General features: G+C 60.3%; 10 protein-coding genes, 1 pseudogene and 1 riboswitch. Of the genes and pseudogenes, 10 read left to right on the forward strand and 1 reads right to left on the reverse strand.

Annotated elements, in window-relative coordinates; all coding sequences use genetic code 11:
* The first annotated feature begins 6 nt into the window (after positions 1-6).
* Genes ACN0X0_RS16720 through ACN0X0_RS16730 form a run of 3 tightly spaced genes read left to right on the forward strand, consistent with a single transcriptional unit; the run spans position 7 to position 3,181 of the window.
* Positions 7-966, forward strand: coding sequence for a dihydrodipicolinate synthase family protein (locus ACN0X0_RS16720; RefSeq protein ID WP_417280075.1), 960 nt, complete (start codon positions 7-9; stop codon positions 964-966).
* Positions 957-1,871, forward strand: a complete 915-nt coding sequence (locus tag ACN0X0_RS16725) for a proline racemase family protein (protein WP_417280076.1) — start codon at positions 957-959, stop codon at positions 1,869-1,871. The genes ACN0X0_RS16720 and ACN0X0_RS16725 overlap by 10 nt, the downstream gene beginning before the upstream one ends.
* Before the next feature lie 59 nt (positions 1,872-1,930).
* On the forward strand, positions 1,931-3,181 hold the full coding sequence (locus ACN0X0_RS16730) for an NAD(P)/FAD-dependent oxidoreductase (protein WP_417280077.1): 1,251 nt from the start codon (positions 1,931-1,933) through the stop codon (positions 3,179-3,181).
* A gap of 32 nt (positions 3,182-3,213) precedes the next feature.
* On the opposite strand, the gene ACN0X0_RS16735 is transcribed toward ACN0X0_RS16730, so the two are convergent.
* Entirely contained in the window at positions 3,214-4,248 is a 1,035-nt protein-coding gene (locus tag ACN0X0_RS16735; protein WP_417280078.1) for a trans-3-hydroxy-L-proline dehydratase, read from the reverse strand.
* Between the two features lie 441 nt (positions 4,249-4,689).
* On the opposite strand from ACN0X0_RS16735, the gene ACN0X0_RS16740 reads away from it, so the two are divergent.
* The 7 genes and pseudogenes from ACN0X0_RS16740 to thiS all read left to right on the forward strand — a co-directional run bounded on the left by ACN0X0_RS16740 (position 4,690) and on the right by thiS (position 12,015).
* Positions 4,690-5,544, forward strand: a complete 855-nt coding sequence (locus ACN0X0_RS16740; protein WP_417280079.1) for a sugar phosphate isomerase/epimerase family protein — start codon at positions 4,690-4,692, stop codon at positions 5,542-5,544.
* Positions 5,545-5,769: 225 nt separating this feature from the next.
* Positions 5,770-6,720 (forward strand): annotated as a pseudogene (locus ACN0X0_RS16745) (TRAP transporter substrate-binding protein).
* A gap of 114 nt (positions 6,721-6,834) precedes the next feature.
* On the forward strand, positions 6,835-7,410 hold the full coding sequence (locus ACN0X0_RS16750; protein ID WP_417280080.1) for a TRAP transporter small permease subunit: 576 nt from the start codon (positions 6,835-6,837) through the stop codon (positions 7,408-7,410).
* A complete protein-coding gene (locus tag ACN0X0_RS16755) occupies positions 7,410-8,897 on the forward strand; it encodes a TRAP transporter large permease (protein WP_417280081.1) in 1,488 nt (495 codons plus the stop codon). Before ACN0X0_RS16750 ends, ACN0X0_RS16755 begins: the two co-directional genes overlap by 1 nt.
* A riboswitch (TPP riboswitch) is annotated at positions 8,871-8,991 on the forward strand. It overlaps the preceding gene by 27 nt.
* Before the next feature lie 120 nt (positions 8,992-9,111).
* Positions 9,112-10,899, forward strand: a complete 1,788-nt coding sequence (gene thiC, locus ACN0X0_RS16760; RefSeq protein WP_417280082.1) for a phosphomethylpyrimidine synthase ThiC — start codon at positions 9,112-9,114, stop codon at positions 10,897-10,899.
* The gene (locus ACN0X0_RS16765; RefSeq protein ID WP_417280083.1) at positions 10,896-11,828 is read left to right on the forward strand and encodes an FAD-dependent oxidoreductase; all 933 of its coding nucleotides are present in this window, start codon (positions 10,896-10,898) and stop codon (positions 11,826-11,828) included. Before thiC ends, ACN0X0_RS16765 begins: the two co-directional genes overlap by 4 nt.
* The gene (gene thiS / locus ACN0X0_RS16770; RefSeq protein WP_417280084.1) at positions 11,818-12,015 is read left to right on the forward strand and encodes a sulfur carrier protein ThiS; all 198 of its coding nucleotides are present in this window, start codon (positions 11,818-11,820) and stop codon (positions 12,013-12,015) included. The genes ACN0X0_RS16765 and thiS overlap by 11 nt, the downstream gene beginning before the upstream one ends.
* Position 12,016 lies beyond the last annotated feature (1 nt).

Genomic DNA, 12,016 nt, shown 5'->3' on the forward strand with positions numbered 1-12,016 from the left:
CCCGACATGAAAAAAGATGTGTTTTTTGGCACTATTCCCGCTCTTCTGACCCCTTGTGCCGCAGATCGCAAACCCGACTTTGACGCCCTCGTGCGCCGGGGTCAGGAGATGATGGCGGCGGGCATGTCCGGTGTGGTCTATTGCGGCTCTTGTGGTGACTGGCCCTTGCTGACCGACGAAGAGCGGATGGAAGGCGTTGAACGACTGACCAAAGCCGGCGTGCCCGTGATCGTCGGCACCGGTGCGGTCAACACGAAATCCGCAGTCGCACATGCGGCGCACGCACAAAAAGTCGGTGCCGCCGGCCTTATGGTCATTCCGCGCGTCCTGTCGCGTGGCCTGTCCGTGGCGGCACAGCGCAACCACTTCAAAGCCATCCTCGACGCAGCCCCTGATGTGCCTGCCATCATCTACAACAGCCCCTATTACGGCTACGCCACCAAAGCCGATCTGTTCTTCAAACTCCGCGAAGAGCACAAGAACCTCATCGGCTTCAAGGAATTCGGCGGCAAGGACGATCTGAGCTACGCGGCAGAACACATCACCAATCAGGACGACGACGTTCTGCTGATGGTGGGTGTCGATACGGAGGTGTATCACGGCATTGCCAAATGCGGTGCAGTGGGTGCGATCACCGGCATCGGCACGATCTTCCCGCAAGAAGCACTCCTGCAAGTGGCTCTGTCCAAGAAGGCCGCAGAAGGCAATCCCGAAGCCGATGTGCGCGCCCGCGAGCTTGAGAACGCCCTCTCCGTGATCGCCAAATTCGACGAAGGCGTCGATCTGGTTCTCTACTTCAAACACCTGATGGTTCTCAAAGGGCACGAAGAGTATCGTCTGCACATCAACGAAACCGATGCGCTGAGTCCGTCGCAAGCGAAATTCTGCGAAGCTCAGTTCCACCAGTTCAACGCCTGGTACGCGAACTGGATCAAACAAGGCGGAGTGATCTCTGAATGCATGTGATCGACAGTCATACTGGCGGAGAACCCACACGGGTGATCCTGGACGGCGGCCCGGATCTTGGATCCGGCCCTCTGACCGAACGTGCAAAGAAACTGGCGACCGAGCACACTGCGTTCTACCAGTCCGTCGTGCTGGAACCGCGTGGTCAGGTCGCGATGGTCTGCGCCCTTCTTGTGGAACCCGTCGATCCCGACTGTGTCACAGGCGTCATTTATTTCGATGCCGAAGCGGTGCTTGGCATGTGTGGGCACGGCACAATCGGTTTGGCCGTGACGCTCATGCATATGGGCAAGATCGGTCTTGGCACCCATAAGATCGAAACACCTGCGGGTATTGTCACGGTTGACGTCAAGGATGCCAACACGGTGACGGTGACGAATATCGAAAGCCGTCGCGTCGAAAGCGGTGTCGCCGTCGAGATCGAGGGGCTTGGCACAGTGACCGGGGATATCGCCTATGGCGGCAACTGGTTCTACCTCGTGGACCCCGCGCCGGTGCCTGTGACGCCTGCACATATCCCCGAACTGACCCAAGCGGCCATTCAGGTGCGCGAGGCGCTCAATGCCAAAGAGGAACGGATCGACCATGTGATCTTCTATGGCCCCGCCCTTTCGGAAAACGGGCACTCCCGGAATTTCGTGCTGTGCCCGGACGATGCCTATGACCGCTCGCCCTGCGGCACCGGCAGCTCCGCGCGTCTGGCCTGTCTGGCGGCGGCAGGACAGTTGTCCGAAGGCGAAGACATCATTCAGGAAAGCGTGATCGGCAGCACCTATCGTCTGTCCTACACCGCAGGGCCGAAGGGTGGCGTGATCCCCTCGATCACCGGCCAGGCCTGGGTCATGGCCGAGAGCAAACTGATTTTTGCCGAGACAGACCCGTTCCGAGCCGGGATTACACTGTGATCCCTCGCCCGGCGCGTTCCCCTTGTGCGCCGGGCAATTTTCACTCCATGAGGTAGAGCATGACACTGTCCAGACATCACGACATCATCGTCATCGGTGCAGGCATCATTGGGGTGACATCGGCTTTGGCTTTGCAGAAGTCGGGACATAAGGTTCTGTTGCTCGACCGCAAAGGGATCGCGGCCGAGACCTCGCGGGGCAATGCCGGGGCTTTCGCCTTTACGGATATCGAACCTCTGGCAACGCCGGGCATCATGCGCAAGGCACCAAAATGGTTGCTTGATCCGCTGGGTCCGCTCTCCCTGCGCCCGGCATATCTGCCGAAAATCATGCCCTGGATGTATCATTTCTGGCGCGCGACGGCCCAATCCCGTTATGCGGCGGCTGTCAAAGCGCAATCCGATCTGATGCACCTGTCCCGGCAGGCGCTTGACCGGCTGATCGCCTCCGTCAATGGTGAACCGCTCATGCGTCGCGAGGGTCAGCTTCAGGTCTATGAAGGCGACGCACAGTTCCGGGCCACGCTTCCGTCCTGGGAACTCCGCCGCCAGCATGGCATCGCTTTCAACCTGTTGGAAAGCCCGGAGGCGATTGCCGACATCCAGCCCGGGCTTCATCCGCGCTTCACCCATGCGGGCTTTACACCTGACTGGATGAATACAGTCGATCCAGCGCAATGGACCGAGTTTCTGGCACAGCATTTCGTCCAAAGTGGCGGGGAAATCGACCAGGCCGACATTCGGGCCCTGACGCCAAAACTCGACGGTGTGGAGGTCGAAACCACCAGCCACAAAGTGCATGCCTCACAGGTCGTGGTCGCCGGAGGCGCGTGGTCCCACCATCTCGCACGCACCTTGGGAGAGCGCATCCCCCTTGAAACCGAGCGCGGCTATAACACCACCTTCCCGACCGCAAGTTTCAATCTGCGCACCCATGTCACCTTTGCCAATCACGGCTTCGTCGTGACCCGTATCGGTGAGGGACTGCGCGTTGGTGGGGCGGTGGAATTGGGTGGGCTGTCTTTGCCGCCGAACTATAAGCGTGCCGAAATTCTGGTGGAAAAGGCCCAGAGCTTCCTGACCGGTTTCGACCCGTCAGGTGGCACGCAATGGATGGGCTTTCGGCCGTCGATGCCCGACAGCCTTCCTGTCATTGCACGCGCGAAGAAATCGGATCGCGTGATCTATGCCTTCGGTCACGGCCATCTGGGTTTGACCCAATCGGCTGGCACGGCCGAACTTGTGGCGGACTTGGCCGCGCGCCGCACACCGGAGATTTCTCTCTCACCGTTCCGGGCCGATCGTTTCTGATCCGCCCGGCAGGTGCGGCTCGGGGCCGCATCTTATCCCTTGATCCGGGGCCATGTGTCGGACAGGCGATAGCCACCCGGCCATGGATCGGACGGGTCGAGCATGTGCTGGGCCGTGCCGGTGATCCACGCCCGCCCGCTGATCTCGGGTCGGATGGCATCGACGTCGCCGAGTTTGACGGCCCCAAGGATGCGCCCATGGAATTCAGATCCGATGATCGACACGCCGGCGAAGCGGTCTTCCGGACCCATTTCGCCGCGCGCGTGCAAAATCGCCATCCGCGCGGACACCGCAGTGCCGGTCGGCGAGCGATCAAGTTTGCCCGGTTGAATCGCCACGACGGATTGTGCCCGAAGCTCATGGCCATCGCGGGTGATCGGCCCGGCAAAAAGACAGAAAGAATGATGCGCCCAATCCGGCTTTTCCGGGTGCTCGAAACGATACTGCGCATTGGCAGCATTGGTGATGCGGATGCCCAGTTCCGCAATTTCGCGCGCGTTTTCGGCCTTGAGATCGATACCAAGCGCGACCGGATCGACCACGACAAAACTGTCTCCACCAAAGGCCGTGTCCACGGTGATCTCGCCCAACCCCGGCACGGTGAGCGGGACATCAAGGCGGCTTACGAATGACGGCAGGTTCTCGACATAAATCCGCTCGGCCTTGCCATTGGCACATTCCGCGCGCACCCGTACCAGACCGCCGGGCGCCTCAAGCACCATCTCGGTGACAGGCTCGGTCATCGGTAGAATGCCGCTGTCGAGCAGGACGGTCGACACGCAGATCGAGTTCGATCCCGACATCGGAGGGGTGTCTTCCGGTTCCATGATGATCCAGGCCGCCTGTGCCTCGGGATGTTTGGGCGGCACCAGCAGGTTGACATGCCGAAACACCCCGCCGCGCGGTTCGTTCAGCATGAAATTGCGCAACGTCTCATCCTCGGCAATCCATTTGCGCTGGTCCCACACACTGTCACCGGGAGGAGGCGCCACCCCGCCGACGATCACATCGCCAACTTCGCCCTCTGCATGACATGAAACGACATGAATGATTTTTGTGCTGCGCAAGACTTGAGTTCCTATTGGCGAGAGGCTTCATCTAAGTCTTTCAGATAGCGCATTTCGCAGCGCTCGGCACCTCTGTTATCGCGTTAAACGCCGCACCATCACACCGGCACGACCTTTCGGCACAGACCTCAATCATTGAAAACATGCCGGACGCTTGCGTGCTGAACCGTCAAAGGTGCGCAAGAGATTCTAGGCAGAGCATCTGGGAAAATCATCTGGGGTCGGGCACCGAGATGACCGGCCCGAGCGCGTGCCAGCCTAAATCTGCGACCTGCAAAAAGGGGCGTCCGAAGGACTAACGCCTAAGATACGTTCAGATTTTCCCGAAAAACGTCAGAGCCGCCACATGTGCTGATAGCAAATTAATACGCCTATTTTCAATTTTGTCTTGCATTTGATTTCATACTAATAATTGCTGAACTAATTCAACAATTATTAGCAATGTGGCTGTCGGAAGGCCGCAACCACAAACGGGAGGAGAGCAGGATAATAACGCTAGGCGTGTCCACAGCAGGGTTTTGGCATTTCGCATCGCTTGAAGGATCGCTTCGGGGGATTGCCGATGCCGGCGTCAAAGGGGTCGAGTTTTTCCCCTACCCCCCGCACCTCGAATCTTCGACGTTTGACACCTATGAACGGAACCGTGTACGGCGGCTGATGGCTGATCTCGAACTGCACTGCGTGTCCGTCAATTTCACCATGGAATTGAACCTGATGGCCCTGCACGCCGGGCTGCATGAGCTTGCGATGTCGGAGTTCCGTAAGGCCATCGAGATCGGGTCGGACCTTGGCGCCCCCTGCCTTGTCCTGCCCGTCGGGCGTTTGCACAGCCTCATGCCTACACCAGAAGACCTCGCGCTTGAGTTTCTTTGCGAAGAGGTCGGCAAACTTGCCGAACATGGCGAAAAGCTTGGCGTGAAGGTCGGGCTTGAAACGCTGCCCTTCGAAATGCTCGGCACCGGACGCAAGGTCGCGGATTTGGTCGAACGGATCGGGCATGCGAACCTCGGCATCTGTTACGACTGCACCAACACCTTTGCCTTCGAAGACCCCGCCCAAGGCGTGCGTGACGTGGCGGATCACCTGATCCTCGCGCATGTCAGCGACTGCTGGGCCGACCGTTGGGCGCACACCACGGTGGGCGCGGGTGAGATCGACTTTCCGGCCTTCGCGAAGGCGCTTGATGACATCGGCTACACGGGCGACGTGGTCTATGAGCTGATGGATGGACAGGATCCGACGCCGCGCCTGAAAGGCGACGTAGAGCGGCTCGTCGGCCACGGCTACCGGCTCTGAGCTTTAAAACCCGGCAGCGCAACACAGCACGACATGCGACCGAAGCAGCCCCGCTTCGGTCACCTAGGCCAAAGCGCATCAAACACGCGCCTGGCCACGACCATAGAGGAGGAGACCCCAATGAAACTGACAACCGCCCTGAAAAGCATGACGGCCATCGCCACCGTCGTCACCGTTTTCGGCTCGGCTGCCTTCGCACAAGAAGAGCAAGACCTGCGTCTGAGAATGCACGCGGCCCATGCCACCCAAACCCCCGTCATCGGCACCATCGTGCCGTGGGTGGCGGACCGGATCGAAGTGCTGTCTGGCGACACGCTTGAGATCGACGTCTTTGAACCCGGCGCGCTCGTGCCCGGCACAGAGTTTTTCGATGCGGTGTCGCAAGGCGCCATCGACATGGCCTACGGCACGCCCGGCTATGGTTCCGGTCTCGTCCCGGCGCTGAGCGCCTTTACCTCCGTGCCCTTCGGCCCCGTTGCGACCGAGCTTTTGACCTGGATGAACAATGGCGGCGGCTACGAGATTTTCGACCGCATCCTCGCGGACCTGAATTTGAAGGGCTTCGTCTGTACGCTGAACCCGCCCGAAACATCCGGCTGGTTCAACGAGGAGATCAACACGGTCGAGGATCTGAAAGGGAAAAAGCTGCGTTACTTCGGTCTTGGCGGCAAAGTCCTGTCGAAGGCTGGCGCCTCGGTTCAGCTGATCCCGGGCGGCGAGGTTTACGCCGCACTTGAGCGTGGCGTGATCGACGGCGGCGAGTTCTCGAACCCCTCCGCCGATGAGAACATGGGCTTTTATGAGGTGGCAAAATACGCCTACTTCCCCGGCTGACACCAGCAGACCTCGGTCAACGCGGTCTATGTGAACCTCGACACCTGGAACAAGATGAGCGAGCGTCAACAGCTGGCCATCGAGACCGCCTGTGGCGAGGCCACCCTCAAGACCCTGTCCGAAGGTTCGGCCACCCAAGGTCCGGCGCTTGCCCGGATGGCCGAGAATGGCGCCGAGTTCAAAGTCTGGCCGGATGAGGTGCTCGACGAGCTGCGCACTCAATGGGCCACGGTCGTGGAAGAGGAAAGCGCATCCGATCCTCTGTTCAAGGAGGTGATGGACTCCCTGACCGCCTTCCGTGCGGAATACAAACCCTGGAACGACATGGGCTACATCCAGTAACCCGCTTCTCCCAGAGCGCGGGATCGGTTTCGGCCGGTCCCGCGCATTGACTATTCGGTACAGGCCCTCGCGACAGGGCGTTGTGACCTGAAGGGATTTGTTTCGGAGGACACCATGCGATCGCTTCTCAAGATCAGCCGCGCCATCGACGCGCTGCTTGTCGCCCTTGGAAAGATAGGGTCTTTTGCCCTTTTGGGCCTGATGATTACCGTCATGTTCAACGTTGTGACCCGGCGCTTTGCCAATCTCGGATCGACCCGGCTGCAAGAGGCCGAGTGGCATTTTCACACCATTCTGATCATGCTCAGCCTGGGTCTTGCCTATATCAAGGACAGCCATGTGCGGATCGACCTGATCCACGCGACGCTGTCCCCACGCAAAAAGGCGTGGATCGAACTTTTGGGCGGGCTTTTCCTGTTGCTGCCGTTTTGTGGCTTCGCGGGCTATTTCGCGACCCAGCTGGCTTGGACCTCCTATATTCGTGGTGAAGTGTCACAATCTGTGGATGGGCTGCCTTTTCGCTTTGCGATCAAGGCCATGCTGCCGCTTGGCATCTATCTCGTGACATTGGCCGGGATCAGTCGGATCAGTCTTGCGCTGATCACGCTCAGACGGCCTGACCTACTGCCGCCGCCCCCGACCTCGCATATGCCGCACACCACCGATGCCGCCGTGATGGAGACACGTTGATGGAGTTTTTTATCGAATATCTGCCGCTGATGATGTTTGCGGCCATGGCAGTGCTGTTGTTCACCGGCTACCCGGTCGCCTTTGTCATGGGCGGCGTTGGCGTCGGCTTTGCGACAATCGGCCTGTTGACCGGCGAGCTGATCCCGATCCAGCTTTACACCATTGCCACCCGCATCTGGGCTGGCGCGGCTGAGAACCTCGTGCTGACCACGATCCCGCTGTTCGTCTTTATGGGGGTCATGCTGGAGCGCTCCGGCGTGGCCAAAGATATGCTTCACTCGCTTCAGACCATGTTGGGCCGTGTGCCGGGCGGGCTGACCTTGGCTGTGACGCTTTTGGGCATCATCCTTGCGGCTGCGACCGGGATTGTCGGTGCCTCTGTCGTGATGATGAGCATGATGGCCCTGCCTCTGATGTTGGAGCAAAACTACTCCAAGACGCTTGCCACCGGAACGATTGCGGCCTCCGGGACGCTGGGCATTCTGATCCCGCCGTCGATCATGCTCGTGGTCATCGCGGATCTTTTGTCGAAGTCTGTTGGCACGATGTTCATGGCAGCCTTCGTTCCGGGCATGATGCTCGGTGGGCTTTATCTGGTCTATATCCTTGTGATCTCGACCCTGAGACCCAAGCTTGCCCCCCGTCAGAAAAACACCGGATCGGTGTCGTTTCTGCAATTGATCGTCACCTTGGTGATCGGTCTTGTCCCTGCCTTCCTGCTGATTTTCTTTGTGCTCGGCTCGATCATCTTTGGCTGGGCGACGCCGACGGAATCCGCGGGCGTTGGTGCGATTGGCGCGATTTTCCTCGCCTTTGTTGTGCGTCCGTTCATCTACGCGTTGCTCGCACGAACCCAATTTGCGATCCCGGATGCCGTGGCCACCAAATCGCAAGGCAACTTCGTGAAACGCTTTGCCGAAGAAAATACCGGCTGGTGGACATCACTGCGCAAGACCCTGTCGGATTCGATGCAAACGGTCGGAATGATTTTCATGACCGTCGTCTGCGCCATGGTCTTTTCGCTGACCTTCCGACTTTTGGGCGGCGAGCATCTGATCACCGATTTCATTCGCGAGTCCGGCTATGGGGCCTGGCACATCCTGATCGTCGTGATGATCCTCGGGTTCCTGTTCGAGTGGATCGAGGTGACATTGATCGTCCTGCCCGTGGTGGCACCGATCATCTTGTCGCTCGACTTCGGCGATCACGCTGCCTCTGCGGATGTGGCCTATTGGTTTGCGATCCTTTTGGCCGTGAACTTGCAGACATCCTTCCTGACACCGCCGATGGGTCCCGCGCTTTCTTATATGAAAGCCGTCCCGAGCACAGGAGGCCTAAGCCTCCCTTACGCACCGAGGATGCGCCAAAGACCCTTTCTGGCGCGCCCTTTCCCACCCCGTCGCGGGGCATCACGAAATTTGTTTTTCGCGTTGACAGCCCCGCGTCACAACGAGACTATGACGACACGTCAGGGGAGTCCCGCCTAGGGGACTGAGAGGCAGACAGGGGGAGACCCCGGTGACGCGACCCTTAGAACCTGACCCAGTTGACACTGGCGTAGGAAGACCGAAGGGCATCTCCGCAATCTCTTACACGAGGGCGGTCCTTTCGGGCCGCATGGCCCATTTGCGTTTGAACGCAGGGGCGGCGGTCCATGTCTGCTACCCGTTTCACTTGGGTCTCACATATGAGGAGACCGAAATGAAAGACACTATTCCCACCATCACCACCGGTGCTTTGCCTGCGTCGCAGAAAATCTATGTGCATGGCGATCTGCATGAGCTGCACGTGCCGCTGCGTGAAATCGCGGTGACGGGCGAGGCGCCGCTCCGGGTCTATGACAGCTCCGGCCCCTACACCGATCCGGCGGCCCAGATCGACATTGCCCAAGGCCTGCCCGATGTGCGCGGCGGCTGGCAACATCAGCGTGGTGATGTCGAAGAATACGAGGGCCGCGCGGTGACCGAGGCGGACAATGGATTTGCCACCGGCGAGCGCCTGACGCCCGCCTTCCCGCATCAACGCGCGCCCTTGCGTGCCGTGGGAGACCGTGCCGTGACCCAGCTGGCCTATGCCAAGGCCGGGATCATCACGCCGGAGATGGAATTCGTCGCCATCCGCGAGAACGAAGGCCGTCTGTCGGGCGCGAAGACCGATGGCGAGGGCTTCGGGGCCACCCTTCCCGAGTTGGTCACGCCGGAATTCGTGCGTCAGGAGATCGCCGAAGGCCGGGCTATTATTCCCGCCAACATCAACCACCGCGAATTGGAGCCGATGATCATCGGGCGCAATTTCAAAGTGAAGATCAACGCCAATATCGGCAACTCCGCTGTCACCTCCTCGATGGAGGAAGAGGTCGAGAAAATGGTCTGGGCGATCCGTTGGGGCGGCGACACGGTGATGGATCTTTCAACGGGACGGAACATCCACAACATCCGCGACTGGATCATCCGCAACGCGCCTGTGCCGATCGGGACCGTGCCGCTCTATCAGGCGCTGGAAAAGGTGAACGGCATCGCAGAAGACCTCACATGGGAGGTCTTTCGCGACACGCTGATTGAGCAGGCGGAGCAAGGCGTCGACTATTTCACCATCCATGCGGGCGTGCGCCTCCACATGATCCCGATGACCGCCAAACGCGTCACCGGCATCGTCTCGCGCGGCGGCTCGATCATGGCGAAATGGTGCCTGCACCATCACCGTGAGAGCTTTCTCTACGAGCATTTCGACGAGATTTGCGACATCTGCCGCCGTTATGACGTGTCGTTTTCCTTGGGCGACGGGCTGCGCCCCGGCTCGATTGCCGACGCCAATGACGAGGCGCAATTTGCCGAGCTGCGCACGCTGGGTGAGCTGACCAAAATCGCCTGGGCCAAGGATTGCCAAGTCATGATCGAAGGCCCCGGTCACGTGCCGATGCACAAGATCAAGGAGAATATGGACGAGCAGCTCAAGCATTGCCACGAGGCGCCGTTCTACACGCTCGGGCCGCTCACGACCGACATCGCGCCGGGCTATGATCACATCACCTCCGCCATCGGCGCGGCGATGATCGGCTGGTTCGGCACCGCGATGCTCTGCTACGTGACGCCGAAGGAGCACCTTGGCCTGCCCGACCGCGACGACGTGAAAACCGGGGTGATCACCTATAAACTCGCCGCCCATGCCGCCGATCTCGCCAAAGGGCATCCAGGGGCGCAACTGCGCGACGATGCATTGTCACGCGCGCGGTTTGAATTCCGCTGGGAGGATCAGTTCAACCTCGGCCTCGACCCGGACACGGCGCGCGAAATGCACGACGAAACCATGCCGAAAGAGGCGCATAAGGTGGCGCATTTCTGTTCCATGTGCGGACCGAAGTTTTGTTCGATGCGGATTTCTCACGACATCCGTGCCGAAGCGGCCAAACAGGAAGGCATGGCCTCTATGGCGGAAAAATTCCGCGAGGGCGGGGAACTCTACATTCCTGCTGCGGAACCGGCCGAATGATCTCGATCCTTGGATCAGGCGTGGCGGGGCTTTGCGCCGCCACCGCCCTCATGGACGCGGAGGTCGAGGTCGAGGTGATATGCCCCGACACCGCCCCCGCGCCCGCCTCCCGTTTGGCGGGCGGGATGCTTGCGCCGTTTTGCGAGGGTGAAAGCGCCCCCGACCTCATCGTCACGCGTGGACAGGTCGCGATTGACTGGTGGGCCGCTCATGTGGATGTGACCCGACACGGCACGCTGGTCGTGGCCCCGCCCCGCGACGCGCAGGAACTCGACCGCTTCGCCCGTGCCACGCGCGCGCATCGCTGGGTCACGCCCAATGCGTTGGAACCCGATCTCGAGGATCGCTTTGCCCGTGGCCTCTATTTCGAAAGCGAAGCCCATCTCGATCCAACCGCAGCGCTCACTGCGCTCAAGCGCAGGCTTTTCGCGCAGGGCGTCGTGTTTCGCGACGGCGCACCACAGGGGCGGATCGTGGACTGTCGCGGCATGTCCGCCACCGAGATGCTCCCCGATCTGCGCGGTGTGCGGGGCGAGATGCTTGAGGTTTACACGCCCGAGGTCATGCTCTCGCGGCCCGTGCGCCTGCTGCATCCTCGGTTTCCCTGTTACATCGTGCCGCGCGGCGAGGGGCGGTTCATGATCGGGGCGACCATGGTCGAATCTTCTCGCTCCGGCCCGATCACGGCGCGCGCGGCGATGGAATTGCTCTCAGCGGCCTATAGCCTTCATCCCGCCTTTGCCGAGGCCGAAATCATCATGACCGGCGCCGACCTGCGCCCGTCTTTTCCCGACAATATCCCGGCCCTGCGCCGCAAGGAAACGGGGTTTCACATCAACGGCATGTATCGCCACGGCTTTCTGATGGCCCCCGTTCTGGGCATGGAGCTGGCCGGGCTTTTGACACAGGAGAGCGCCGATGCGCATTGAATTGAACGGACAGTCTGTCGAAACCTCAGTCCCCACGCTGGCCGCGCTGATCACGGAGCAAAACTATGAGGCGCGCTCTGTCGCCTCTGCCGTTGACGGGCAATTCGTGCCGCGCGACGCGCGCGAGGGGATCAACCTGACGGCGGGCATGAAGATCGAGCTTCTTTCGCCGATGCAAGGGGGCTGAC

The organism is Celeribacter sp., assembly GCF_048270365.1.
Lineage (GTDB): Bacteria > Pseudomonadota > Alphaproteobacteria > Rhodobacterales > Rhodobacteraceae > Celeribacter.